The 25,188-nt window shown below is 74.2% G+C and carries 21 protein-coding genes; 15 read left to right on the top strand and 6 right to left on the bottom strand.

Annotated elements, in window-relative coordinates; genetic code table 11:
• Positions 1-46: 46 nt before the first annotated feature.
• The gene (locus HPC71_RS18100; RefSeq protein WP_171897014.1) at positions 47-619 is read left to right on the top strand and encodes a 2-C-methyl-D-erythritol 4-phosphate cytidylyltransferase; all 573 of its coding nucleotides are present in this window, start codon (positions 47-49) and stop codon (positions 617-619) included.
• Here HPC71_RS18100 and HPC71_RS18095 read toward each other — a convergent pair.
• Positions 616-1,308, bottom strand: coding sequence for an IspD/TarI family cytidylyltransferase (locus HPC71_RS18095; protein ID WP_171897013.1), 693 nt, complete (start codon positions 1,306-1,308; stop codon positions 616-618). The genes HPC71_RS18100 and HPC71_RS18095 overlap by 4 nt on opposite strands.
• A gap of 105 nt (positions 1,309-1,413) precedes the next feature.
• Between HPC71_RS18095 and nirD the strand changes: the two genes are divergently transcribed.
• Complete coding sequence (gene nirD / locus HPC71_RS18090) at positions 1,414-1,773, top strand: nitrite reductase small subunit NirD (protein WP_253943776.1); 360 nt, start codon at positions 1,414-1,416, stop codon at positions 1,771-1,773.
• The gene (locus HPC71_RS18085) at positions 1,770-2,363 is read left to right on the top strand and encodes a sirohydrochlorin chelatase (protein WP_154615346.1); all 594 of its coding nucleotides are present in this window, start codon (positions 1,770-1,772) and stop codon (positions 2,361-2,363) included. The genes nirD and HPC71_RS18085 overlap by 4 nt, the downstream gene beginning before the upstream one ends.
• On the opposite strand, the gene HPC71_RS18080 is transcribed toward HPC71_RS18085, so the two are convergent.
• Together HPC71_RS18080 and ispF are read right to left on the bottom strand one after the other, a co-directional pair.
• Positions 2,277-3,248: an alpha/beta fold hydrolase gene (locus HPC71_RS18080; RefSeq protein ID WP_154615348.1), complete on the bottom strand. Its 972-nt coding sequence runs from the start codon at positions 3,246-3,248 to the stop codon at positions 2,277-2,279. The genes HPC71_RS18085 and HPC71_RS18080 overlap by 87 nt on opposite strands.
• A complete protein-coding gene (gene ispF / locus HPC71_RS18075; RefSeq protein ID WP_284438244.1) occupies positions 3,245-3,742 on the bottom strand; it encodes a 2-C-methyl-D-erythritol 2,4-cyclodiphosphate synthase in 498 nt (165 codons plus the stop codon). The genes HPC71_RS18080 and ispF overlap by 4 nt, the downstream gene beginning before the upstream one ends.
• A 31-nt stretch (positions 3,743-3,773) precedes the next feature.
• Between ispF and HPC71_RS18070 the strand changes: the two genes are divergently transcribed.
• The gene (locus tag HPC71_RS18070; RefSeq protein WP_253943775.1) at positions 3,774-5,342 is read left to right on the top strand and encodes a molybdopterin-dependent oxidoreductase; all 1,569 of its coding nucleotides are present in this window, start codon (positions 3,774-3,776) and stop codon (positions 5,340-5,342) included.
• A gap of 239 nt (positions 5,343-5,581) precedes the next feature.
• Here HPC71_RS18070 and HPC71_RS18065 read toward each other — a convergent pair whose 3' ends face one another.
• Positions 5,582-6,811: a C39 family peptidase gene (locus tag HPC71_RS18065; protein ID WP_154615352.1), complete on the bottom strand. Its 1,230-nt coding sequence runs from the start codon at positions 6,809-6,811 to the stop codon at positions 5,582-5,584.
• Between the two features lie 109 nt (positions 6,812-6,920).
• Between HPC71_RS18065 and cysS the strand changes: the two genes are divergently transcribed.
• The 11 genes from cysS to HPC71_RS18010 all read left to right on the top strand — a co-directional run bounded on the left by cysS (position 6,921) and on the right by HPC71_RS18010 (position 21,394).
• The gene (cysS, locus tag HPC71_RS18060) at positions 6,921-8,348 is read left to right on the top strand and encodes a cysteine--tRNA ligase (RefSeq protein ID WP_171897012.1); all 1,428 of its coding nucleotides are present in this window, start codon (positions 6,921-6,923) and stop codon (positions 8,346-8,348) included.
• Positions 8,348-9,286 (top strand): 23S rRNA (guanosine(2251)-2'-O)-methyltransferase RlmB, encoded by a 939-nt coding sequence (rlmB, locus tag HPC71_RS18055; protein WP_154615354.1) that lies wholly within the window; start codon positions 8,348-8,350, stop codon positions 9,284-9,286. Before cysS ends, rlmB begins: the two co-directional genes overlap by 1 nt.
• A 2-nt stretch (positions 9,287-9,288) precedes the next feature.
• Entirely contained in the window at positions 9,289-10,863 is a 1,575-nt protein-coding gene (locus HPC71_RS18050; protein WP_195849527.1) for a metallophosphoesterase, read from the top strand.
• A 149-nt stretch (positions 10,864-11,012) separates the two neighbouring features.
• Complete coding sequence (locus HPC71_RS18045; protein WP_154615356.1) at positions 11,013-12,173, top strand: acyl-CoA dehydrogenase family protein; 1,161 nt, start codon at positions 11,013-11,015, stop codon at positions 12,171-12,173.
• A gap of 102 nt (positions 12,174-12,275) precedes the next feature.
• Positions 12,276-13,781 (top strand): ABC transporter substrate-binding protein, encoded by a 1,506-nt coding sequence (locus tag HPC71_RS18040; RefSeq protein WP_154615358.1) that lies wholly within the window; start codon positions 12,276-12,278, stop codon positions 13,779-13,781.
• A gap of 137 nt (positions 13,782-13,918) precedes the next feature.
• Entirely contained in the window at positions 13,919-15,448 is a 1,530-nt protein-coding gene (locus tag HPC71_RS18035; protein ID WP_154615360.1) for an ABC transporter substrate-binding protein, read from the top strand.
• Between the two features lie 3 nt (positions 15,449-15,451).
• Positions 15,452-17,455 (top strand): branched-chain amino acid ABC transporter permease, encoded by a 2,004-nt coding sequence (locus tag HPC71_RS18030; protein WP_154615362.1) that lies wholly within the window; start codon positions 15,452-15,454, stop codon positions 17,453-17,455.
• A complete protein-coding gene (locus tag HPC71_RS18025) occupies positions 17,448-18,365 on the top strand; it encodes an ABC transporter ATP-binding protein (RefSeq protein ID WP_154615364.1) in 918 nt (305 codons plus the stop codon). Before HPC71_RS18030 ends, HPC71_RS18025 begins: the two co-directional genes overlap by 8 nt.
• Positions 18,362-19,069 carry an ABC transporter ATP-binding protein gene (locus HPC71_RS18020; RefSeq protein WP_154615366.1) on the top strand — a complete coding sequence of 236 codons (708 nt, stop codon included), beginning with the start codon at positions 18,362-18,364 and terminating at the stop codon, positions 19,067-19,069. Before HPC71_RS18025 ends, HPC71_RS18020 begins: the two co-directional genes overlap by 4 nt.
• Positions 19,066-20,787, top strand: coding sequence for a choice-of-anchor P family protein (locus HPC71_RS18015; protein WP_154615368.1), 1,722 nt, complete (start codon positions 19,066-19,068; stop codon positions 20,785-20,787). Before HPC71_RS18020 ends, HPC71_RS18015 begins: the two co-directional genes overlap by 4 nt.
• A 28-nt stretch (positions 20,788-20,815) precedes the next feature.
• Positions 20,816-21,394, top strand: coding sequence for a hypothetical protein (locus HPC71_RS18010; protein WP_154615370.1), 579 nt, complete (start codon positions 20,816-20,818; stop codon positions 21,392-21,394).
• Between the two features lie 625 nt (positions 21,395-22,019).
• On the opposite strand, the gene HPC71_RS18005 is transcribed toward HPC71_RS18010, so the two are convergent.
• Entirely contained in the window at positions 22,020-23,231 is a 1,212-nt protein-coding gene (locus tag HPC71_RS18005) for a DUF4032 domain-containing protein (RefSeq protein WP_171897011.1), read from the bottom strand.
• A gap of 9 nt (positions 23,232-23,240) precedes the next feature.
• A complete protein-coding gene (locus tag HPC71_RS18000; RefSeq protein WP_171897010.1) occupies positions 23,241-25,091 on the bottom strand; it encodes a glycoside hydrolase family 13 protein in 1,851 nt (616 codons plus the stop codon).
• Positions 25,092-25,188 lie beyond the last annotated feature (97 nt).

Raw genomic sequence — 25,188 nt, 5'->3', positions numbered from 1 at the left:
GGCCGGGCGTGGGTCCGGGCGTGGGTCCGGGGCCTAGGGTCGGGGCGTGGACGTGGACTGGGACGACGAGGACGGAGCGCTCCGGGCGCTCGGCACGGTCGTGGAGACCGGCCGCGGCTCGCTGCCCTTCGCGCTGGTGCACGGCGAGGCGCTCGTGGTGGCGGCGTCCTGGGCGCTGGGCGAGGCCGAGGTGACCCTCGTCGACGTCGGGACCGAGTGGGCCGCGCTCGTGGAGGCCGGTGAGCCGCTGGTGCTGCACGACGCGCTGTGCCCGATGACCCCCGCCGACTTCCTGCGCGCCTGCCTGGAGCGCGCGGTCGAGCGGGACACCGTCGTGGTCGGCATCCGCCCGGTGACCGACACCGTCAAGGAGACCTCCGGCGGGTACGTCGGCGCCACGGTCGACCGCGCCGGGCTCGTCGTGGTCACCTCGCCGGTCGTGCTGCCCGCGAGCGTGGTCGCCCGGCTCGACGGGCTGCCGTCGACGGACTTCGTGGAGCTGGTGGAGGACCTGCGGGCGCAGTTCCCCGTCGAGCTGGCCGACGCGCCGCCGTCGGCCCGCCGGGTCGCCTCGGAGGACGACGTACGCCTGCTCGAGGCGCTCACGACCCCGGGCTAGAGGCCCTCGGCCAGGGCGAGCGCGAGCGCGACGTCCTCGGGGAAGGTGATCTTGAGGTTGCGCGAGGTGCTCGGCACGGCCGCGATCCGCACCGGGTGCTCGGGGTCGGGGTAGCGCTCCAGGCAGCTGGCGGTGTCGGTGCCCTCGAAGCCGTCGGCCTCGGCGCGGCGGTACGCCGCCAGCAACGCGTCGGCGCGGAAGGCCTGGGGCGTCTGCACGCCGGCCAGCCCGGCCGGCAGCGGGTCGCCCGCCACCGAGAGCACCCCGGAGACCGGGACCACCGGGATCGCCCCGCCGTGCTCGCGGGCGGCCCGGATCGTGCGGTCGAAGAGGTCGGCCCCGGCCAGCGGGCGGGCCCCGTCGTGGACCGCGACCACGTCGATCGCGCCGGACCCGATGTCCTCGGCGAGGGCGCGGAGGGCCTGCCACTCCGAGGCGTGCCGGGTCGCGCCGCCGGCGACGACGCGGACCTCGCGGTCCCCGAGGTGGGGGACCACCGCGTCGGCGACGGCCTGCTCCTCCCCGGCGCGCACGACGAGGACCACCCGGGCCACGTCGTCGAGCGCGAGCACGTCGCGCACCGACCAGGCCAGCACGGCGGCCGGCCCGAGGGGGAGGAGCACCTTGTTCACGTCGGCACCCACCCGGGTGCCGGAGCCCGCGGCGAGGACGACGACGGCGGCTGGCACGCGGCGCAGGTTACCGCCCGGTCCGGGGCACCGGTGCGCGGCACGATTTACATGGCTGTTGCACGACGAAACCGGGCGCGAACATGGCGCACCTACGTTGCGACCGTGACCCCGCGACCCGCGCACGACGAGTGGCAGCCGGTCTGCGCCCTCGCCGAGCTCGAGGTCGACCGGGCCGCGACCGCGCTCGTGCACGGGCAGGCCATCGCGATCTTCCGGCTCGCCGACGACCGGGTCTTCGCCCTGGGCAACCACGACCCGTTCGCGAAGGCCTCGGTGATCGCCAAGGGGATCGTGGGTTGCCGCGGCGACGTCCCGTTCGTGGGGTCGCCGGCGCACGGCCACGCCTTCGACCTGCGCACCGGGAGGTGCCTCGACGACCCCGCCGCGGCGGTGCCGGCCTACGACGTCAAGGTCGTCGACGGCATGGTGCACGTGGGGCAGCGCAAGGCGGTGGCGGCGTGAGGACGCTGGTGACCGTGGCCGAGACCTCCTGCCCCGTGGTCCGGGAGGTGACCCGGCGCGCGGGCATCCGGCTCGGTGCCCCGGCGGTCGCGACCGCGGCGGCCGACCTGCCGGCGGTGCTGGAGCGGGTGCCCGGGTCGGCCGTGGTCGTCCCGCTGCTGCTGAGCGACGCCGCGGGTCTCGGGCCGCCGCTCGGCCCCCACCCGCTGCTCGCCGCGGCGCAGGCCTCCCGGCTGATCGCCGCCGGCGTCCGCCCCGGCCGACCGGTCGTGATGGCCGCCGCCGGCACCGACGACCCGGTCGTCCAGGAGCGGCTGGTCCGGGCCGCCGCGCTGCTGGCCGACACCTGGACCGGGCCGGTGGTGCTGGCGACGACCGACGGCCTCGGCCCGCGACTGGAGGACGTGGTCGGCCGCGGGGCGGTCGTCTCGACCTACGCGCTCGGCCCGGGTGCCGAGGCCGAGGAGCTGCGCGACCGGGTCGCCGCGGCCGGGGCTTCGGTGCTAGCCGAGCCGATCGGTCCCCATCGCTTCGTGGCCGACCTGGTGGGCCGCCGCTTCCGCGCCCTCCAGCAGTCGGTGGCCGCCTGAGCGCTCCGCGCGGGCGCCCTCGACGAGCGCCACGAGGTGCTCGCTGACCAGGTCGGACCGCTCCAGCGGCAGGTAGTGGCCGGCCCCCGGCGCCACCAGCAGCCGCGCCCCGCGGATGCCGCCGGCCAACCGTCGGGCGTGCGGCGGCGGGGTGAGCCGGTCGGCGCTGCCGACCAGGACGACCGCCGGCACGTCGTCGTACGCCGCCAGGCCGGCGAGCCGCTCGTGGGCCATCAGGTCGCGGTAGAAGCCCTCCATCGTGGCCGGCGGGCAGCAGATCAGCTGGTCGGTGGCCAGCCCCGCGTCGCGCAGCCGCAGCGGCTCCCCGAAGAGCAGCCGGTTGACGACGTACCGCTCGATGGAGGGGGTGCGCCGCCGCTCGCGCCGGGTGAGCAGCCGCGCGCGGAGCGCCAGGACGTGCGGGATGAGCTTGCGGGCCGAGCCGACGTCCGGCAGGCCGAGCGTGACGCTGCCCAACTCGCCGGAGGAGGTCGAGACGAACAGCAGGCCGCGGATGCGGTGCACCAGGTCGGGGCGGATCTCGGGCAGCGCCATGAGCGTCATGCCGCCGATGGAGTGCCCGGCCAGCACGAGCGGGCCGTTCGCGGCGTGGGCGTCGACGACGGCGCCGAGGTCGCGGGCGAGGTTCTCGATGGTGCACGCCTCGAGCGGCGCCTTCTCGGAGCGGCCGTGCCCGCGGGCGTCCCAGGTGACGACGCGCAGGTCGGCGCCGTATTGGTCGAGCAGGTCGCGCACCTGGTAGTGCCAGACCTCCTCGTCGGCGGTCCAGCAGTGGGCCAGCAGCACGGTGACCGCGGCGTCCGCGCGCCCGTGGGTCGTGACGTGGAGGGTCAGCCCGTCGTGAGTGGTCAGCGTGTGCCTCATGCGTCCGCTCCCAGGATCAGCGCCGTCGCGATCGCGGCCACGCCCTCGCCGCGGCCGGTGAGCCCCAGGCCGTCGGTGGTGGTCGCCGACACGGTGACCGGGCCGCCCGCGGCGGCGCTCAGCGCCGCCTCGGCCTCGGCGCGGCGCGGGCCGAGCCGGGGCCGGTTGCCGATCACCTGGACCGCCACGTTGCCGATCTCCCAGCCCGCGGCGCGCACCCGCCGGGCCGTCTCGCCGAGGAGGGCCGCGCCGGACGCGCCGGCCCACTCCGGCTCGGCGGTGCCGAAGTTCGTGCCCAGGTCGCCCAGGCCCGCCGCGGAGAGCAGGGCGTCGCACGCGGCGTGGGCGGCGACGTCGGCGTCGGAGTGGCCCTCGAGCCCCTGCGGCTCGTCGGGCCAGGCCAGCCCCGCCAGGTGCATCGGCACCCCGTCGACGAGGCGGTGGACGTCGGTGCCCGTGCCGACGCGGATCCGGGCTGCGAGGTTCGGTGGCACGCGGCGATCATGCCTGAGCAAGAATCACCCCGTGCGGACGTCTCGCGGTGCGTGGTCGCTCGCCGGTCTCGTGGCTGGCGCGGCGGGTCTGGCGACGTCGTACTGCGTCGCGATGGTGATGACCATCCGCGACTCCCCGGTCGTCGCGGTGGCCGAGCAGATCATCCGGCTGGTGCCCGGCGGGGTGATCGAGAAGGCGATCCGGCTCTTCGGCCCCCTCGACAAGCCGCTGCTGATCCTCGGCGTCATCGCGGGCCTGGTCGCCGTCTTCACCTGGACCGGCCGGCTGGCCCGCCGCTCGTGGTGGCGGCCGGTGGTCGTGTACGCCGTGCTCGCCGCCATCGGGGCCGTCGCGGTGCTCGCCCAGCGCGGCGCCGGGCCGGTCGACCTGCTGCCGGTCGGCGTCGGCCTCGGCACCTGGGTGGTCGCGCTGATCGTCCTCGCCGAGCCGTTGCGCCGCGCCGAGCTCGTCGCGGCCGAGGCCGCCGAGCGACCGGCCGGCGAGGGCGGCGACCTGGACTCCCTGCACCGGCACACCCGGCGCGGGTTCGTGCTGCGCGCGGGCCTGCTGACCGCGCTGGGGGCGGCGGTCGCGGTCTTCGGGCGCTCGGTCGGCGTGGGCCGGCGCGCGGTGGAGAAGAGCCGCCGCCTGCTCAAGCTCGACGGGGTCACCGAGGGCCAGGTGCCGCCGGGGGCCCGGGTCGACCTGGAGGGCATCTCCCCGTGGCGCACCCCCAACGACGACTTCTACCTGATCCACACCGCGCTCGTGGTGCCCGCGATCGAGCCGGCCGACTGGACGCTGCGGATCACCGGGATGGTCGACCGGCCGCTGGAGATCACCTACGCCCAGCTTGTCGCCCGTGAGATCACCCAGTCCTGGGTCACCCTGACCTGCGTCTCCAACGAGGTCGGCGGGGGCCTGGTCGGCAACGCCTGGTGGAGCGGCGTCCGCATCGCCGACCTGCTCGCCGAGGCCGGCGTGCAGGAGGGGGCCGACGCGGTCAAGCAGACCTCCGACGACGGCTGGACCTGCGGCACGCCGCTCGAGGCGCTCACCGACGACCGCGGCGCGATGCTGGCGGTGGCGATGAACGGCCGCCCGCTGCCGGTCGAGCACGGCTTCCCCGTGCGCACGGTCGTGCCCGGGCTCTACGGCTACGTCTCGGCGACCAAGTGGGTCCGGGAGCTCGAGGTCACCCGGTTCGAGGACTTCGAGGCGTACTGGACCACCAAGGGGTGGGGCGAGCGCGGCCCGATCAAGATGGCCTCCCGGATCGACGTGCCCCGCCAGGACGCCGAGGTCCCGGCCGGGACCGTGCGGTTCGGCGGGGTCGCCTGGGCGCAGACGACCGGCGTCGCGGAGGTCGAGGTCGCCGTCGACGGCGGGCCGTGGCTGCCCGCCGAGGTCGCCGACCCCGGCACCGACGACACCTGGGTGCAGTGGGTCGCCCAGGCCGACGTGGCCGAGGGCGACCACGTCGTCCGGGTGCGGATGACCGACAAGGACGGCGCCGTGCAGACCGGCGTCGAGGCCGACGTCGTCCCCGATGGCGCGACCGGCTGGCACGAGCGGTCGTTCCGGGCGGTCGAGGCGTGAGCGAGGTTGCGGGTGGCCCCGCTGGTGACTTCTCCGGGGACTTCGCCGGCCGGCCCGGGTGCGCACTGGTCGTCGGCGGGAGCGGCGGGATCGAGGCGAACCGACGGACGGTTCGGCTGCATACCTTGATGAAGCGTCACTCCCCTCGGTGAGCTCACCCTGGGGAGTGACGGTTCGCCTGCATACCTAGGGGAAACAACCGCCTCGGGAGCGAGCCGCCCCGAGAACGAGCCGCCGGGCTACCAGGTGCCGTTCGAGGACGGCAGCGGGTGGGCGTCGTCGTGGATGACGTAGGCCAGGCCGCCGGAGGTGGGCAGCCACACCGACTCGAACTGCGCACGGTCGTAGGTGCGGCGCACGCCGGCGCTCGAGGAGGCGGCGGGGTCGTTGACGACGACGTCGCCGGACTGGGTGAACCCGACGATCACCAGCAGGTGGCCGTTGGTCGCGGAGATCGGCGCCCCGGAGAGCTGGCCGCGGCCGAAGGAGACCGACGCGACGACCGGGATCCCGGCCTTGATCAGTCGCTCGGCCTCGCGGAGCGAGCGCAGCCGGGTGACGAACGCGTGGCCGGCCAGCGGGGCGGCGTACGCGGTGTTGAAGGGCCAGTTGCCGGTGCCGCGGTACGCCGCGTCGTAGGTCATCCGCGCGGCGTGGTCGACCCAGGGGTCCTGGTGGCCCGCGCCGACCCAGGCGTGGTCGGCCGCCTTCGGCAGCGCGCCGTAGTAGCCGAGCACCATCGAGGTCGACGTCGGCGAGCACCACGCCTGGCCGCCGCCGCCCCACTGGGGGGAGTGGCCCTGGTGGATCATCTGGCTGTAGCGCGGCACGTCGAGCACGATGCCGCGTGCGACGCCGGGCTTGGAGGTGGTGACCGGGCCCGACGGCAGCCGCGAGGCGACCGCGCCGACGGTGTCGACGACGGCCTTGGCCTTGGTGCCGGCGCGGCGGGCGAGGGAGACGCGCAGCTGGTAGGACGCCATGCCCCGCGGGGCCTTCCAGGTGTCGACGTTGACGTCGGCGAGGTCGTCGCCCTGGCCGCCGACGCTGGTGCGGCGGGTGAACGTGTCACCGGAGGTCCACCGGCCCAGCACGTCCCAGCTCGACTGCCCGCCGCCGGCGGCGCGGCCGCGCACCGACACCTCGATCCAGCTGTCGCCGGTGGTCGTCGCCGACCAGGAGCCGATCAGCTCGGTGAGCGCGAACCCGGGCTTGGTCCACGGGGAGAGCCAGTGGCCGAGCTCGTAGGCGGTGCCGTCGACCTTCCGGCGGCCGGAGGGCGCCTTGGTCTGCACGATCGTCCCGCGGGTGACCCGGGTGTCGACGAGCCGGCCGCTGCGCAGCTCGGCCGGGGTGTCCCACTGGGTGTAGGCGATCGGCCGCGCCGGGGCGGCGGAGGCCGGGGCCGGGACCGCCGCGAGGAACGAGCCGGTGAGCACGAGGGAAAGAAGGGGGAGGAGCCGCCGCATGACCCCCACGGTAGGTCACATCCGTCCCACCAGTCACAGGATCGGGCGGGGGTGCGGGCACGTAGCCGGGGATGCGGGTCGCGCCCGGCACCGTCCCTAGACTGGCGGGGTGACCCTGAGGCTCTACGACACCGCGACGCGCGAGGTGCGCGACTTCGTCCCCCTCGTGGAGGGGCGGGCGAGTGTCTACGTCTGCGGTCTCACGGTCCAGTCCGAGCCGCACGTCGGCCACGTCCGCTCGGGGGTCAACTTCGACGTCCTCCAGCGGTGGCTGCGGCACAGCGGCTACGACGTCACGTTCATCCGCAACGTCACCGACATCGATGACAAGATCCTCGGCAAGGCCGAGGCGCTCGGCCGCCCGTGGTACGCCCACGCCGCGATCATGAAGCGCGAGCTCGACGCGGCGTACGCCGCCCTCAACGTCGCCCCGCCGACCTACGAGCCCGCCGCCACCGGCCACGTGCCCGAGATGGTCGAGCTGATCGAGGCGCTCATCGAGCGGGGCCACGCCTACGCCGCCGCGGACGGCTCCGGCGACGTCTACTTCGACGTCCGGTCCTGGCCGGCGTACGGCGAGCTGACCTCCCAGCGCATCGAGGACATGGAGGCCGCCGAGGACGCCGACCCGCGCGGCAAGCGCGACCCGCGCGACTTCGCGCTGTGGAAGGGCCACAAGGAGTCCGAGCCGCTCACCGCGTCCTGGCCCAGCCCCTGGGGCCGCGGCCGGCCCGGCTGGCACATCGAGTGCTCGGCGATGGCCGGCAAGTACCTCGGCAGCGCCTTCGACATCCACGGCGGCGGCGTCGACCTGCGCTTCCCCCACCACGAGAACGAGCAGGCCCAGTCGCGCGCCGCGGGTCACCCGTTCGCGTCGTACTGGATGCACAACGCCTGGATCACCACCGCCGGCGAGAAGATGTCCAAGTCGCTCGGCAACAGCCTCACCATCCCCTCGGTGCTCCAGCGCTTCCGCGGCATCGAGCTGCGCTTCTACCTCGTCGCCGCGCACTACCGCTCCCACGTGGAGTTCAGCTTCGAGGCGCTCGAGGAGTCCGCGGCCGGGTTCGGCCGCATCGAGGGCTTCCTCGACCGCGTCGGCGGCGCCGCCGAGGTCGAGAAGGGCGCGCTGCCGCAGGCCTTCGCCGACGCCATGGACGACGACCTGGGTACGCCGGCGGCCGTGGCCGTCCTCTACGACGCCGTCCGCGAGGGCAACCGCCTGCTGCAGGCCGGCGACGCGGCGGGCGCGCGCGAGCAGGCCGGCGCCGTGCGCGCCATGCTCGACGTGCTGGGCCTGGACCCCGCCGACCCCGCCTGGAGCAGCGCCTCGGGCGGCTCGGAGAAGGCCGACGCACTGACCACCGCCGTGGACGTCCTCGTCCGCGGCCTCCTCGACCAGCGGGCCCAGGCCCGCGCGGAGAAGGACTTCGCCGCCGCCGACGCGATCCGCGACCGGATCAAGGCCGCCGGCATCGAGGTCGAGGACACCCCCGACGGCCCGCGATGGTCGCTGAACGCAGGGAGCACCGTCTGATGCCAGGGAACAGCCAGCGCAAGGGCGCGATCCGCAAGAGCGGCAAGGGCGCCACGATCGGGTCGGGCGGCCGCGTCAAGCGCGGCCTCGAGGGCAAGGGTCCGACGCCCAAGGCGAAGGACCGGCCCTACCACAAGGCCTACAAGGAGGCGCAGCGCAGCGAGCGCCGCGCCCCCGTCCGCACGCGCAAGAAGACCAGCGACGTCGAGTGGATCGCCGGGCGCAACGCGGTCGTCGAGGCGCTGCGCGAGGGCGTGCCGGTGACGGCCGTCCACGTCGCCGAGGGCGCCGAGCGCGACGGCCGGCTGCGCGAGGCGTTCCGGCTGGCCTCGGAGAAGGGCATCGGCCTGCTCGAGGTGCCCCGCGGCGAGCTCGACCGGATCACCAGCGGCGCGGTCCACCAGGGCCTGGTCGCCAAGATCCCCGCCTACCAGTACGCCCACCCCGAGGACCTGCTCGACCGCGCGGCCGAGGCCGGCGAGAAGCCGCTCATCGTGGTGCTCGACCAGATCACCGACCCGCGCAACCTCGGCGCGATCGTGCGCTCGGCCGCCGGCTTCGGCGCCCACGGCGTGGTCATCCCCGAGCGGCGCGCGGCCAGCATGACCGCCGCGGCGTGGAAGACCAGCGCGGGCGCGGCCGCCCGGATCCCGGTCGCGCAGACCGTCAACCTGGTCCGCCAGCTCAAGGCCTACCAGGACGCCGGCTGCATGGTGATCGGCCTGGCCGCCGACGGCGACGTCTCGCTGCCCGACCTCGACCTCGCCGACGGCCCGCTGGTCGTCGTGGTCGGCGCCGAGGGCGGCGGGCTGTCCCGGCTGGTCGCGGAGACCTGCGACCAGATCGTGTCGATCCCGATGGCCAACACCCTGGAGTCGCTCAACGCCGGCGTCGCGGCCTCGGTGACCCTCTACGCGATCGCCCAGGCCCGCGCCTGAGGATGCCCCGGCTGCCCGGACGTCGTCGCGTCCTCACCACCACCGTCGCGGTGGTGGTGTGGGCCGTCCTCGCCGTGGCGATCGGCCTCGCCTTCTTCCTCGGTGAGAGCCGCTCGATCTCGCTGGCCAGCCACGACGCCGAGGTGCGCCCGACCCTCGACGGCACGGTGGTCGTCCGGACCGGGCCGGTGCTGCCCGACCTGCGGCTCGACGCGGGCTCGCCGATCGGGGTGGACGTCCAGCTCGGCAAGACCGAGGCCACGACCCTCGACGAGCTCGTCCAGCGCTACGCCTACATCGGCAGCCAGCCCGAGGGGCCGCGGGCCCGGGTCACCGGCGCGGTCGGCTCGATGGCCCGCGACGCCGCCGTCCGCGGCGCCGTGCTGGCCCTGGTCCCGCTCGTGCTGTGGGCCGCCGTCGGGCGGGAGCGGCGCCGCGCCCTGCTGCACAGCGCCCGCTCCTGGCGCGGCGCGGTCGCCGTGGTCCTCGTCGGCGGGCTCGTGGTGGTGCTCCTCGAGCCCTGGCAGGACGACGACCGACCGGTCGACGCCGCCCGCGAGTGGGTGCCGCTGGGGGAGTGGCTGGGCGCCGCCGTCCCGCTGCCCGACGAGGTCGCCGGGCTCGAGGTGCGCGGCGACGTGACCACCAGCCAGACCAAGCGGCTCATCGAGAGCGCGGTCGGCACCTACACCCAGAGCAAGGAGTGGTACGCCGCCGCGGCGGAGGACGCCGCCGAGCTCGACCTGCGCCGGCCCGCGGAGGACGAGACCGTCGTGCTGCTGGTCTCCGACCGCCACGACAACATCGGCATGGACGCCGTGGCGCGGGCGATCGGCGACGCCGGCGGCGCGACAGCGGTCTTCGACGCCGGGGACGACACCTCCACCGGCAAGCCGTGGGAGGCATTCTCCCTCGACTCGGTCACCGCCGCCTTCGAGGACCTCGACCGGTTCGGCGTCGCGGGCAACCACGACAACGGCACCTTCGTCCGCGACTACCTCGCCGACCGCGGCTGGCGGATGGTCGACAGCTCGGAGGGCGACGTCGTCGAGGGCCCCGGCGACGCCCCGCTGATGGGCCTCGACGACCCGCGCTCCAGCGGCCTCGGCGCCTGGCGCGACGAGAGCGGCCTGTCCTTCGCCGAGGTCGGCGAGCGGCTCGCCGACGTCGTGTGCGACGCCGACGACCGGGTCGCCACGGTGCTCGTCCACGACGCCAACCTCGGTCGCGAGGTCCTCGACCGCGGCTGCGCCGACCTCGTCGTCGGCGGCCACACCCACGTCGCCAGCGGGCCCGAGCAGGTGGTCGGCGAGAACGGTGAGATCGGCTACCGGTTCACCACCGGCACGACCGGCGGGGCGGCGTACGCCATCGCGATCGGCTCGAAGATCCGGCGCACCGCCTCGGTCACGCTGATCACCTACCGCGACGGGCGCCCGGTCGGGCTGCAGGAGATCGACCTCCAGACCAACGGCGTCTTCGTCGTCCGCGACTACGCCGAGCTGACCTACGGCGACGAGGGCCGCGTCGAGGCGGCCCCCGCCCGGGGGAGCGCCCGGGGGAGCGCTCAGGAGTAGTCGCGCACGTGCGCCGGCCGCCCGCCCTCCCCTCCCGGGTCGTGTGCCCCACGCCGAGGTCGCGTTCGGCTCACGGGGCTTCGGCACGCTCGCTGGCGCTCGCTGCTCAACCAGCGGGGGTCGAGCGTGCCCGCCCTAGGCTGGCCCGCATGCCGACGAACGTGGACAGGCTCCTGCCGGGTGAGGACGCCGAGGCGCTGCTCGACCTCGCCCGCTCCATCGCGACCGAGAAGCTCGCGCCCCAGGTCGCGGAGATGGAGGAGCGCGCGGAGTTCCCCGCCGAGGCCTACGCCCTGCTGGGGCGCGCCGGGCTGCTGAGCCTGCCGTTCCCCGAGGACGTCGGCGGCGGCGACCAGCCCTACGAGATCTACCTCCAGGTGATCGAGGAGATCGCGACCGCCTGGCCCAGCGTCGGGGTCGGCGCGTCGGTGCACTCCCTGACCGCGACGGTCGTCGCCGCGAACGCCACCGCCGAGCAGCGGGCCACCTGGCTGCCGCAGATGCTCTCCGGCGACTGGCTCGGCGCGTACGCGCTGTCGGAGCCCCAGGCCGGCTCCGACGTCAGCGGCATCGCCACCAAGGCGGTGCTGGAGGGCTCCCCCGAGGACGGGGAGTACGTCGTCACCGGCACCAAGCAGTGGATCAGCAACGGCTCCCACGCCGACTACTACATCCTCTTCGCCCGCACCGGCGAGGACCCCAAGCGCGGCCTCTCGGCGTTCGTGCTGCCCGGCGACACCCCGGGTGTCTCCTTCGGCGCTCCGGAGAAGAAGCTCGGCCTGCACTGCGACGTCACCACCCAGGTGATCCTCGACGGCGCTCGGATCCCCGCCGCCAACCGGATCGGCGCGGAGGGCGCCGGGATGAAGGTCGCGCTCTCCGCCCTCGACGCCGGCCGGCTCGGTATCGCCGCGGTCGCCACCGGCATCGCCCAGGCCGCGCTCGACCACGCGGTCGCCTACGCCCGCGAGCGCCGGCAGTTCGGCCGGGCGATCGGGGAGTTCCAGGGGCTGCAGTTCCTCCTCGCCGACATGGGCGCCGAGGTGGAACGGGCGCGGGCGACGTACCTGCACGCGGCGCGGCTCAAGGACGCCGGTCGCCCGTTCTCCCGCCAGGCCAGCATCGCCAAGCTCACCGCCAGCGACGCCGCGATGCGCGTGGCCACCGACGCGGTGCAGGTGCTCGGCGGCAACGGCTACACCCGCGACTACCCCGTCGAGCGGCTCTTCCGCGACGCCAAGATCACCCAGATCTTCGAGGGCACCAACCAGATCCAGCGGATGGTCATCGGGCGCGACCTGCTGCGCTGAACGGCGCACCCTGAGCCCGGTCGAGACAAACGTGTGGGCGCCGTCACCTTTCCGGGGAGGCCTCGTTAGGAACTAGTACCTGTTCTAGTTCCGGGAGGACCCTTGCCCAGCCTTCGCCGTCACCGCGCCCGCCGTCGAGCCGGATCGGCCGCCCTCGGCGTCCTGGCCGGCGCGCTCACGATCAGCCTCGCCGCGTGCGGCTCGCAGCTCGACCCGAACCAGGTGGTGGGGGCCGGCGGGACCGTGGTCGGCGCCGACGGCAGCGTGGCCACGGGCGGTGAGGTGCCCGGCGCCGGCGCGGCGGGCGGCGACCTCGGCGCGGGCGGGACCTCGACCGGCGGCAGCACCGGCGGCACGACCGGTGGGAGCGCGGGCGGCGCCGACGGCGGCGCGGGCGCGGCCGGCGGTGGCGGCGGTGGCGGGGCGACCCAGCCCGGCGGCGAGAACGCCGCCGACGGCGGCACCAAGGCCGGCTCCTGCGACGGGTTCAAGAACCAGGTCGGGATCACCGACGACACCATCACCATCGGCAACTCCTCCGACATCTCCGGCCCGGTGCCGGGCATCTTCGAGTCCAGCCAGGACGCGGTGAAGGCCTACGTCGCCTACTTCAACGCCTCCACCGACATCTGCGGCCGCAAGCTCGCGCTCAAGGCCTACGACAGCCGCACCGACGCCGCCGCCGACCAGCAGGCCTACTCCGATGCCTGCGAGAACGTCTTCGCGATGATCGGCTCGATGTCGGCCTTCGACTCCGGCGGCGCTGCGGCGGCCGACGGCTGCGGCCTGCCCGACATCCGCTCCGCGGCGGTCACCGGCGACCGGGCGTCCTGCAAGAGCTGCTTCGGCGCCCAGTCGACGGTGGCCAACCAGTTCCAGAACGCCGTCCCGGACTACGTGAAGAAGAACTTCCCCGACGCCGCCGCCAACGCCGCGATGCTCTACATCAACGCCGGCGCCGCCTCGGAGAACGGCAAGATCCAGGCCGCCGCGATGGGCAAGCGCGGGATGAAGTTCGCGATGGTCCAGGGCATCGACATCGCCGAGTTCAACTACGCCCCCTACGTCCAGCAGATGAAGGACAAGGGCGTGAAGTACGTCCAGATGATCGCCCAGCCCGCGCAGTTCGTGCGGCTCGCGGACGCCATGCAGCAGCAGGGCTTCAAGCCCGACGTGTTCATGATCGACCCCTCGGCCTACAACTCCGAGTACGTCGAGAGCGGCGGCTCCGCGGTCGACGGCACGACGGTGTTCCTGAACTTCGTGCCCTTCGCCGAGGCCAGCAGCAACAAGGAGATGCAGACCTACGTCAGCTGGCTCAACCAGGTCCGCCCCGGAGCCGAGCCGACGTTCTTCGGCGTCTTCTCCTGGTCGGCCGCCCGGCTCTTCGTCGAGCGGGCGGTGACCCTGGGCGGGAAGCTGAGCCGCCAGGCGCTGGTCGCCGACCTCGGCAAGGTCTCGGAGTGGACCGCCAACGGCATGCACGCGCCGCAGTACCCCGGGCCGCGGCGTACCGGTGACTGCTGGCGCTTCCTCAAGCTCGAGGGGTCGACCTGGGCTCCCACGGGTGGCGCGAAGTACACGTGCGCCGGGCTCACCACGGCCTGACCTGGCTGCGACGAGCGACGGCGACGAGGCACGCGATCCCGATGGTGGGTGCAAGGAGATCCGCAGGCTGTGACCGGCGTCACCCTGCCCCCCGTCCCTCGTTCTACCGGTACCCGTCCCACCTCGCGGAGGACTCCATGACCACCTCGCTGTGCACCCGCTCCCGCGCCTCACGGGCGCGCCGGGGCGTGGTGCTGCTCGTCGTGGTCGCCGCCGCGTCGCTGGCCGCCTGCGGCTCGCGGGTGGCCCCCGCCACCATCGCGGGGAGCAGCGGCAGCGGCGTGGCGGGCGTGGCCCCGGGCACCGACGGGGGCCTCGACGGCGCGACCCCCGGCTCCGGCACCGGCCCGGCCTCCGCCGGCGCGGGCGGCTCCGACGGTGGTCCCGGCTCGACCTCCGCGGGCGGAACGGGCACCGGCACCGCCCCCGGCGCCGCGCCGGGCGCCGGAGGCGGCGGGGAGGCCCCGGGCGCCGGCGCCCAGGGCGAGGGGGAGAACGCCGCCGACGGCGGGGTGAAGGCCGGGTCGTGCGACGGGTTCGAGAACCAGGTCGGCATCACCGACGACACGATCACCGTCGCGAACGTCTCGGACATCTCCGGCCCGGTGCCGGGCATCTTCGAGTCCGCCCAGCAGGCGACCCGGGCCTACGCGGCGTACGTCAACGCCACCGGCGACATCTGCGGGCGCTCGCTGAAGGTGCTCGACCTCGACAGCCGCTCCGACGCCGGCGCCGACCAGCAGGCCTACGCCCGGGCGTGCGAGCAGGCCTTCGCCGCGGTCGGGTCGATGTCGGCCTTCGACTCCGGCGGGGCGAGGACGGCCGAGGAGTGCGGCCTGCCCGACATCCGGTCCTACTCCGTCAACGGCGACCGCACCGCCTGCACGACCTGCTTCGCGGCGTACGCCGTGCAGCCCGACCTCGTGCCGAACGCGATGCCGCAGTACTGGGCCAAGAAGGCGCCCGAGGCCGTGAAGTCCGTCGCGATGTTCTACGTCAACGCCGGCGCCGCCCCCGCGAACGCCGCGAGCTTCCGCGCCGCGTGGGAGAAGAACGGCTGGGACGTGAAGGTCTTCGAGGCCATCGACACCGCGGAGTTCAACTACGCGCCCTACGTCCAGCAGGCCAAGGACGCCGGCGCCCGGCTGGTCAACTACACCGGCCCCTACCAGTTCACCGTCCGGCTCCAGCAGGCCATGAAGCAGCAGGGCTTCGAGCCGGAGATCTTCCTCCAGGACGCCACCGTCCAGGACCAGCGGTACGTCGACGAGGCCGGCGCGGACGGCGAGGGCACCTACGTCTACTCCCAGACGCCGCTCTTCGACGACTACTCGGTCGCGGAGATGAAGCTCTACCGCTCCTGGCTGCAGCAGGTCGACCCCGGCGCCCAGCCCAACACCTACGGCGTCTTCGCCTGGTCCGCGGCGCGGCTCTTCGTCGAGCAGGCGATCGCGCTGGGCGGCCGGCTGACCCGCGACGCGCTGGTCCAGCGGATGGCCCGCGTCGAGGACTGGACCGGGAACGGCATCCACGTCCCGCAGCAGGTCGGCGCGGAGACCACCGCCGACTGCGCCTCGATCATCCAGCTCCGCAACGGGACGTGGAAGAAGGTCTCGCCGGGCGAGTACCTCTGCGGCTCGATGACGAACACCGGCCTGGGAGGCTGACCGATGAGTTCCCTGTTCTCCTTCACCATCCTGGGGCTGTTCACCGGGGCGGCGTACGCCATCGCCGCCTCCGGCCTGGTGCTGACCTACACCACGACGCGGGTCTTCAACATCGCCCACGGCGCGTTCGGCATGGTGCTGGCCTTCGTGTTCTGGGACTTCTCCCAGCGCCAGGGGCTCAACCTGTTCCTCTCCCTCTTCCTCGTGCTGGGCGTCATCGCGCCGGCCATCGGCTGGGGGATCCAGCGGTTCGTGACCAAGGGCCTCGGCGAGGGGCCGGTCGCGGTCGCGCTGGTCGTGACCGTCGGCCTCTTCGTCGGGCTCATCGGCCTGGCCCAGCAGGTCTGGCCGCCCGAGCCGCGCACCGTCCCGCCGTTCATGGCCTCCTCCGGCGTCCAGCTCGGCGACACCTACATCACCGCCCACCAGATCATCACGATCATCATCTCGATCGGCGTCGCGCTGGCGCTCTACGTGCTGCTCAACCGCACCCGCATCGGCACCGCGATGCGCGCCTCGGTCGACAACCCCGAGCTGCTGCGGCTCTTCGGCGGCAAGCCCGACACCGTCGCCGCGCTGTCGTGGGCGATCGGCACCAGCCTCGCCGCGCTCGGCGGCATCCTGCTCTCCAGCGTGATCGGGCTGTCCTACTACGACCTGACCCTGCTGGTGATCAACGCCTACGCCGCCGCGATGCTCGGCCGGCTCAAGTCGCTGCCGCTGACCTTCGTGGGGGCGATGGGGCTGGGCATCCTGCAGTCCTTCGCGGTGGCCTACCTGCCCAGCGACGGCTTCCTGGCGGGGACGCGCGCGGTCGTGCCGGCGCTGTTCCTCTTCGTCGTGATCGTCTCGATGCCGCAGGCCCAGCTGCGCATCGGCCAGGTCAAGGGCATCGTGTCCGCGCCGCTGCCCTCGATCACGAAGTCCTTCGCCTGGGGCGGCGCGCTGCTCGTCCTCGTCGCGCTGCTGGTCGGCGGCGGGATGTCGACGGCCAACCTGCTGCTGGTGGGGACCGCGGCGACGTACGCCATGGTCATGCTGAGCCTGGTGCTGCTCACCGGCTACGGCGGGCACGTCTCGCTGGCCCAGTTGACCTTCGCCGGCGTCGGTGCGCTGGCCTACGCCAAGCTCGAGCAGCCGAACCTCGCCGGGCTCTTCCTCGCCGCCGCGATCGCCGCGGGCGTCGGCGCGCTGGTGGCGCTCCCGGTGCTGCGGCTGACCGGGCTCTACCTCGCCCTCTCCACGCTCGCCTTCGGCGTGCTGATGGACAAGATGATCTTCCAGGCGGAGTTCGCCTTCGGGTTCAACGGCACCCTCCAGGCCAGCCGGCTCTCGATCCTCGGCAACGCGATCGAGTCCACCGGCGGCTACGTCCTGGTGATGACGCTGTTCCTGGTGCTCATGGGGATCGCGCTGCTGCTCCTGCGGCGCGGCGCGCTGGGCCGGGTGCTCATCGCGATGCGCGACAGCCCGGCCGCCTGCGGGACCCTCGGGCTGGACATGCGGTGGTTCCGCGTCGGCCTCTTCGGCCTCTCCGCCGGCATGGCGGGCCTGGCCGGGGCGCTCTTCGCCGGGCTGCGCGGCACCATCGGAGCCGCCGACTTCCAGTTCTTCAACAGCCTCCCGCTGCTGCTGCTGGCCGTGGTCTTCGGCGTCACCTCGGTCACCGGCGCCACGCTCGGCGGCATCGGGCTGATGCTGCTGCCGGTCATGCAGGCCAACAACCCCTCCATCGCCGGGCTGATCTTCGCGGTCCTCGGCTTCGGCGCGGTGGCGCTGGGCCGCGACCCCAACGGCCTGTCCAACCTGCTCTTCGGCCTCGGCCGGCGGATCTGGGCCCTGCTCCTGCCGCAGCTGCGCGAGCGGCTCCCCGTGCTGCCCGGCCGCCGCGACGCCGAGGCCGAGGACGCCGGCCTCGACGTCCTGCCCGACTCCCCGGGGAGCCCCGAGACCCCCGAGATCCCCGAGACCCCCGACAGCACCGGGAAGGTGCCCGCCCATGTCTGACCAGCTGCCCGCCGGCGGGGCGCACGTGCCGCTCCTCGAGGTCGACCACGTGGTCGTCCAGTTCGGCGGCGTCACAGCCGTCAACGAGGCCGCCTTCGTCGCCGAGGCCGGCCAGGTCACCGGCCTGATCGGCCCCAACGGCGCCGGCAAGACGACCTGCTTCAACGTGATCTCGGGCCTGCAGAAGCCGACCCGGGGCAAGGTCCGCTTCCGCGGCCGCAACGTCACCGGAGCGCCGGTCCACCGCCGCTCGAAGAAGGGGATGGGCCGCACCTTCCAGCGCCTGGAGGCGTTCGGGTCGCTGACGGTGCGCGACAACGTCCGCGTCGCCCACGACATCCACCGCGGCCTGGCCGGGCTGCTGCGCCCCGGCGCCAAGGACATCGACGCGCTGCTGGACCGGGTCGGCATCGCCGAGTACGCCGACGAGCGGGCCGACTCCATCCCGACCGGCACCGCGCGGCTCCTCGAGCTCGCCCGCTGCCTGGCCGGCGACCCGAAGCTGCTGCTGCTCGACGAGCCGTCCTCGGGTCTCGACGAGTCCGAGACCGACGACTTCGGCGACCTGCTGCGCGACCTGGCCGCCGAGGGCCGGGGCATCCTCATGGTCGAGCACGACATGGACCTGGTGATGGGCGTGTGCGACACCATCCACGTCCTCGACTTCGGCTCGGTCATCGCCTCCGGCACCCCGGCCGACATCCGCCGCGACCCCGCGGTCCAGCGGGCCTACCTCGGCTACTCCGACGAGGTGCCCGCCTCCGAGCTCGTCTCCTCGGCCGCGGGTGCGGTCGAGGAGACCCGCACCGACCTGCAGCCGGTGGGCGTCGCCGCCGACGTCACCACCGTCATCCCCGTCATCCCCGCCGCCCCGGCCGGGCCCGCCGAGCGCCAGGAGCCGCTGCGATGAGCATCCCCATCCTCGAGGTCGTCGACCTCCACGCGGCGTACGGCCGGATCGAGGTGCTGCGCGGCGTCGACCTGGCCGTCCCCAAGGGGGCGGTGATGGCGCTGCTCGGCCCCAACGGCGCCGGCAAGTCCACGCTGGTCAAGGTGATCTCGGGGCAGAAGAAGGCCACCTCGGGCGACATCCACCTCGGCGGCGTGAACGTCCGCGGCGCGGGCTCGGAGGAGCTGGCCCGGATCGGGTTGTGCACGGTGCCCGAGGGCCGCTCGGTCTTCCCGAACCTCACCGTCGAGGAGAACCTCCGCCTGATGTCGTACGCCGGGGTCTCGGCCGACGCGGTGCTCGAGACGGCCTACTCCTACTTCCCGCGGCTCTCCGAGCGGCGCCGCCAGCTCGCGGGCACCATGTCCGGCGGGGAGCAGCAGATGCTGGCCATGTCGCGGGCGCTCGCCTCCGACCCGGCGCTGCTGCTGCTCGACGAGCTCTCGATGGGGCTCGCGCCCCTCATCGTCGACGAGCTCTACGACACCGTCGCGCAGATCGCGGCGTCCGGTGTCTCCATCTTGTGCATCGAGCAGTTCGCCCGCACCGCGCTGCGGGTCTCCGACTACGCGGCCGTCATGTCCGGCGGCCGCATCGTGGCCTCGGGCGAACCCGCCGAGGTCCTCGAGACCATGTCCGACGTCATCCTCGGAGGTGCCGCGTGAAGCGGACCGTTCTGCCCCTGCTCGCCGGCGGCCTCGTCGCCGCGGTGCTCCCGTTCAGCGCGACGGCCGCCCCGGCGGCCGCCCAGCCCGCCGCGAAGGACAGCCTCGACTACGGCTACAGCGCCGAGGGGACGGCGACGCCGATCAAGCTGGAGATCTTCGAGCCGGTCATCCCGATCCCGGCGACCCCGCAGTTCGAGCTCAACCTCGGCTACAGCCGGGTCAGCGCCGACAGCAGCGGCGGCAAGGGCCGCGCGGCGTACCTCTGGCCCGGCGACTCCATCGGCGAGGGCCTCAAGACCGTCATCGAGAACCTCGGCCTCCCGCCGGAGATCGCCAACCCGATCGCCGAGCAGGGCTACCCGGTCCAGGTGAACTCCGCCTACCCCGGCGGCCCCGAGTCCGAGGCGCAGGAGCCGTTCCCCGGCGCGGTGTCGCGGACCAGCGCGGCCGAGGGCGACGTCCGGGCCGCCGCCGGCTTCTCCACCGACTGCGACGTCGAGGAGCCCGACGGTGCCAGCGGCGGGGGTGGTCTTCCCGGGCTGCCGGGCCTTCCGGGCCTTCCGGGCCTGCCTGCGGGCGGCCTGGGCGGGCTGCTCGACGGCCTGACCAGCGGCCTCGGCGGGCTGACCGGGGGTACGGCGAACCCGCTCAGCGACTTCGGCGCCGCGATCACCGGCCAGACCGCTGCCAAGGAGGCCGAGGCCGCGGCTGCGGAGGAGGCTGCCTGCCAGATCCCCTCCGCGCTCAACGCGCTCATCGACGTCGGCGGCATGGTCTCCACCAGCCACACGTTGGTCGAGAAGGGCGCCGTCACCACGACGACCCGCTCGGCGCTCGGCGAGGTCCGCCTGCTCGGCGGCCTGGTGACCCTCTCGGGCGTGACCGCCAAGGCGGTCACCAGCAGCGACGGGTCGAAGGAGAAGGCCTCCGGCAAGGCCCGGTACGGCACCGTGTCGATCGTCGGCCAGGAGTTCTCCGTGGGCCCCGACGGCTACGAGGCGGTCGGCCAGGGCGGCCCGATCCCCGGGCTCCCCGACGACCCGGCCAAGGCCCTCGAGCAGCTCGGCGTCTCGATCGCCCTGCCCCAGCCGCAGCTCAAGAGCGGCGGCAAGGCCGCGAGCGCACAGGTCGAGGCGCTGCGCATCCAGGTCGACCTCGCGATCCTCAAGCCGCTCCTGTCCCAGATCCCGCTCGGGGAGATCCTCGCGCCGCTCCCGTTCCCCGAGGAGGCGGCGATCGTCAAGAGCCTGCTCGGCGCGCTCACCCAGCTCTCCCCGCGGATCGTGCTGCACCTCGGCGTCGCCGGCAGCGAGACCAAGCGCGCGCCCAAGCTCGACGTCCCCGAGCCCGAGGTCCCCGACACCGACACCGAGGGTGAGGGTGGCGACACCAGCGGCGGCGGCTCGGGCGGCACCGCCGGCGGCTCGACCGGCGGCGGCACCAGCGGCGCGCCGGCCGCGCCCGGTGACCTCGGCGGCGGCGACGCCGGCGGCGGCGAGCCCGCTCCCGCCGACGGCGACCTGGTCGACGCGGCGCCCGCGGGCGCCGGCCTCCCGCCGCTGAACTCCGTCCCCGGAGCCCTGCTCTTCGGCGGCATCGCGCTGGCCGCGGTCGCGGGCAGCTACCTCCGCAAGATCGGCGCGCTCGCCCTCGGGGCCGGCGCCGCCTGCCCCCACGGCCTCGACAGCGGCCTCCCCGACCTCCGCAAGGCCTGACCCGCCCGGCACCACCGAAAGGCACCCGATGACCACGATGCCCACGCCCGCCTCCGGCGCCCGGATGGGCTCCGGCACCGCCCTCCCGCGCGCCGGCCGCAGCGGCAGCGCCACCGGCGCTGCGCCGATGAAGAACAACAACTACCAGCTGCTCCAGGTCGTGCTCTTCTGGGCCGGGGCGATCCTGCTCCCGCTCGGCCTGGTCGTGATCGTGCTGGGGTGGTACGGCGCCGCGAACACGCCCTACCAGTACGACCAGCTCTCCTACCTGGTCTCCGGCGGCCTGCTCGGCCTCGGCCTGACCTTCGTCGGCGGGTTCCTCTACTTCGGGGCCTGGCTCGCGCGGATCGCCGACGACGGCCGGGAGTCCTCCAAGCGGCTGGCCGACACGCTGCTGGTGCTCGCCGACGTGACCTCGCGCTCCGCGGCGGTCAACGACCAGGGCGTCGACACCTCCGCGCTGCCGGTCACCGCCGGCGAGGGCACCACCATCCACCGCCGCGACTGCGCGCTCGTCGCCCACCGCAGCGACCTGCACCCGCTCGGCGAGGCCGAGGCGCAGGGGCGGACCGCCGAGCTCACCACCTGCCGCGTCTGCAAGCCCTGACCCGCCCCGCTGGTGCTCCCGCTGGTTGAGCAGCGAGCGCCAGCGAGCGTGTCGAAACCCGGTGAGCCGAACTGCGGCCTGGGGGACGCGGTTCCGCCTGCGGCGGGCGGGGTGGTGGCTCCCGCGCCGCTCTGCGGCTCTGCTCCTGGCCGGCGTACGCCGGGTGGGGGTCGGGGCCTGCGGCTCCCGCCGGACGAGCAGGCCCGGTCTACCAGGCCTGCGCTCGTGCCTCGCTCCGGCCCGCCAGACCCAACCACGACCGGGCCTGCCCGCCCGTCGTCCGCCTCCGGCCCCGACCTGCGCGGCGTACTCGTCCTGCGGGCGGACCTCCGGCGCGGCGGCGGCCGGGGGAGAGGTGTCCATCGATCCACGGGCCGGCCGGTCTCGATCCGGCGGACGTCATGCGGAGCGTGCACCCGCTTGCTCCATCCGCATGACGTCAGTAGCCGAGCCACTCGCTCCTGGCCCTACCAGCCCCAAAAGCACCGCCAGCCCCATCCGTCCCGGCGTTGACGCGAGTCCTGCACTTCTCAGGGGAGATCTGCCCCGATAAGTGCAGGAGTCACCGGTTAACCGGTGACTCCGACACCCGCGCCGTCGCCGGACCCGAGCGACCGCGGGACGCTCAGTCCGGCTCGGGGGTGAGTGCTTCCTCGGGCTTGCTGGCGAGGACCGTCTCGATGTAGTCGCGGGCGGTCTCGAACAGGTCGACCTCGTGGCCGGCGCGCTCGGAGAGGTACCACCGGTGCACCAGCACCTCGTGGAAGATCTCGGCGGGCTCGAGCTTGCCGCGGGCCTCGGGCGGCACCATCGCCATCAGCGGCTCGAAGACCTCGGTCAGCCAGCGGCTCGCGACGAGCACGCGGTCCTCGCGGCCCAGGCCGCGGTGGGCGGTGAACCGCGCGATGTCGTTGAGCAGTCGCTGGGCCTGGGCGTCCTCGACGTCGAGGCCGGTCAGCGAGCGCAGCTCGCGGCGGTGGTGGCCCAGCTCGACGGCACGGGGCTGGATCCGCACGGTGTCGCCGTCGAAGTCGGTGACGATGTCGAGCTCCTCGACGTCGAAGCCGAGCTTGTTGAGCCGTTCGATGCGCTGCTCGATGCGCCACATCTCGCGAGCGGAGAACTCCTCGGCGCCGGTCAGCTCGTCCCAGAGCTCGTGGTAGCGCCGCTGGAGCAGCGCGACGATCTGATCGGCCGGCACCTCGTCGCGCACGAGCCGGCTGGCCTGGAGGTCGAGCAGCTCGGCGAAGACGTTCTCGGTGGCGATGGTGACGTCGTGCTCGCGCATCTGGCGCGACAGCGAGGGGCGCAGCTCGCCGGTCTCGGCGTCGACGAGGTACGCCGCGAACCCGCCGGCGTCGCGGCGGAAGAGCACGTTGCTGAGCGAGACGTCGCCCCAGAAGAAGTCGGCCAGGTGCAGCCGCACGAGCAGCACGACCATCGCGTCGACCAGCGAGGGCAGCCCCTCGGCGGTCGTGCCGTGGCTGAACAGGCTGCGGTACGGAAGCGAGAACCGCAGGTGCTGGGTCAGCAGCGCGGCGGGCAGCTCCTCCCCGGCGGGGTCGACCCGCCCGGTGACCACGCCCTGCGGCATCACCGCGGGCAGGCCGAGGCGCTGGAGGTCCCGCAGCAGGCGGTACTCGCGGAACGCGATCGCCTCGACGGTCTCCTTGACGGCGTACGTCGCGGCGCCCAGGCGCACGATGCGCACGACGTGCCGGGACAGGCCGCGGGGGAGCGGCACGACGTACCGCTCGTCCCACTCCTCCAGTGGCACCGACCACGGCAGCTGCATGATCGCCGGGTCGGGCCGGTGGGCGACGACGTGGAGGGCCACGCCCCGAGACTAGACCCGCCAGAGCCAGACGCCGGGGCCTTCGGCGGCCGGGAGGGTGACCGTGCCGCCGGCCTCGGTCAGCGGCGCCAGGTCGCCCTCGGTGGCCAGCACCGGCGTGCCGTCGGCGAAGCCGAGCAGGCCCGCCTCCAGGTCGATCGCCGGGCCGCCCGCGCGACGGGCGCAGACGAGCACCGAGCCCGACGGGTGCTCGCGGACGAAGACGAGCGCGTCGTCGTCGACGTGCGCCCACCGGAGCCCGCCGCGGCGCAGCGCGTCGTGGTCGCGGCGCGCGGCGGCCAGGGCGGCGTACGTCGCCAGCGTGGCGTGGTCCCAGTCCTCGCGGCGGTCCCAGGGCATCGGCCGGCGGGAGTCCTCGCCGAGCACGCCCTCGAGGCCGATCTCGTCGCCGGCGAACAGCATCGGCACGCCGGGCAGCGTGAACTGGAGCCCGGCCGCGACCCGGTGCACCTCCGGGGAGCCGGCGACGGTGCGGATGCGGGCGCTGTCGTGGGAGCCGAGGATGTTCCACGACTGGCTCGCCGCGCGCCAGCCGAAGCGGGCCAGCCACTCGCGGAAGGACCGCAGCACCAGCGGTCCGGGACGGCGCGGCACCGGCAGCGGGCGGCCGAAGGGCCGCGCGGGGGAGGCGGGGTCGCGCACCCAGGACCAGACGGGCCAGGAGAAGCCGGAGTAGTTCATCGTGCCGTGCCAGCCGTCGCCGTCGATGTCGCCGGAGGCGTCGTGGTTGTGCTCGCCGATGACCAGCGCGTCGGGCCGCTCGGCCTCGGCGGTGCGGCGCACGGCCCGGGCGACGTCGTGGTTGACGTCGATCGCGCCGAGCCGGCCGGTCATGTTGGCGACATCGATGCGCCACCCGTCGACCGCGAACGGCGGCCGCAGCCAGCGGGCGACCACCGAGTCGGGGCCCTCGACCATCGCCGAGCGCAGCGCGCGGTCGGCCAGGTTGAGCTTGGGCAGCGTGCCGTGGCCCATCCAGCACTCGTAGGAGCCGTCGTGGTTGAAGTAGTACCAGTCGCGGGTCGGCGAGGCCGGGTCGGCGGCGGCCGCGCGGAACCACTCGTGGGTGTCGCCGGTGTGGTTGGTGGTCAGGTCGCCGAGCAGCCGCCAGCCACGCTCGTGGACGGCGGTGGAGAGCCGGGCGTAGGCCTCGTCGCCGCCGAGCAGCGGGTCGACGCCGTCGAAGGTGGAGGCGTTGTAGCGGTGGTTGCTCTCCCCCGGGAAGACCGGCGTCGTGTAGACCACCGAGACGCCGACCTCCGCGAGGTGGTCGAGGTGCTCGACGACGCCGTCGAGGTCGCCGCCGAAGAGCTGGGTGGGCGTCCGCGGGTCGGAGCCCTCGAAGACGACCTCGTCGTCCCAGTCCGCGGGCACCGCCCAGCCCGGGGTCGGGCGCTCGGCGGCCGCGGCGCTGCGCGCGAAGCGGTCGGGGAAGACCTGGTAGACGACGCCGTCGCGGCCCCAGTCCGGCGCCGGGGCGTAGGTGGAGACCCGGAAGTCGAAGGTGTCGGGCACGTCGTGGCGGTGCACGCCGGCCGCGGTCAGCCAGCGCTGGTCGGCCTCGGGGGTGCCGCTGGCGGTGCCGAGGAGGAAGCGGTAGTGCGCCACGGGGTTGTGCACGGGCAGCTCGCCCTCCCACCAGACCGTGTGCTCGTCGCGCTCGACCGGCCCGCAGGCGTGGAAGACCGGCTCGGCGTCGTACGTCGTGCGGAGCCAGACCTGGTCGACCGGGTCGCTGGCGGCGGTCCGGACGCGCACCTTGACCGTCCAGCCCAGCGTGGGCGCCTCGTGCTCGAGGTAGAGCGGGGACCCGTCGTGGTGCGGTTCGTGCAGCAGGCTCACGGGCCCCAGGTTCCTCCGCGGGCGCCGGGGGAGCCAACTCGCCCCGCCCCTGGCACGGACGAGCGGCCGGACCAGTGGTCGAAATAGAACGTGTTCC

Origin of the sequence: Nocardioides marmotae (genome assembly GCF_013177455.1) — a bacterium.
GTDB lineage: Bacteria > Actinomycetota > Actinomycetes > Propionibacteriales > Nocardioidaceae > Nocardioides > Nocardioides marmotae.
This window is presented reverse-complemented; position numbering and strand designations above follow the sequence as displayed.

Excerpts from the sequence above, each read along its gene's own strand:
- HPC71_RS18080 (WP_154615348.1), bottom strand. The coding sequence starts at position 3,248 with ATGAGGCACACGCTGACCACTCACGACGGGCTGACCCTCCACGTCACG.
- HPC71_RS18065 (WP_154615352.1), bottom strand. The coding sequence starts at position 6,811 with ATGCGGCGGCTCCTCCCCCTTCTTTCCCTCGTGCTCACCGGCTCGTTC.
- rlmB (WP_154615354.1), top strand. The coding sequence starts at position 8,348 with ATGCCAGGGAACAGCCAGCGCAAGGGCGCGATCCGCAAGAGCGGCAAG.
- HPC71_RS18050 (WP_195849527.1), top strand. The coding sequence starts at position 9,289 with ATGCCCCGGCTGCCCGGACGTCGTCGCGTCCTCACCACCACCGTCGCG.
- HPC71_RS18045 (WP_154615356.1), top strand. The coding sequence starts at position 11,013 with ATGCCGACGAACGTGGACAGGCTCCTGCCGGGTGAGGACGCCGAGGCG.
- HPC71_RS18035 (WP_154615360.1), top strand. The coding sequence starts at position 13,919 with ATGACCACCTCGCTGTGCACCCGCTCCCGCGCCTCACGGGCGCGCCGG.
- HPC71_RS18030 (WP_154615362.1), top strand. The coding sequence starts at position 15,452 with ATGAGTTCCCTGTTCTCCTTCACCATCCTGGGGCTGTTCACCGGGGCG.
- HPC71_RS18025 (WP_154615364.1), top strand. The coding sequence starts at position 17,448 with ATGTCTGACCAGCTGCCCGCCGGCGGGGCGCACGTGCCGCTCCTCGAG.
- HPC71_RS18020 (WP_154615366.1), top strand. The coding sequence starts at position 18,362 with ATGAGCATCCCCATCCTCGAGGTCGTCGACCTCCACGCGGCGTACGGC.
- HPC71_RS18010 (WP_154615370.1), top strand. The coding sequence starts at position 20,816 with ATGACCACGATGCCCACGCCCGCCTCCGGCGCCCGGATGGGCTCCGGC.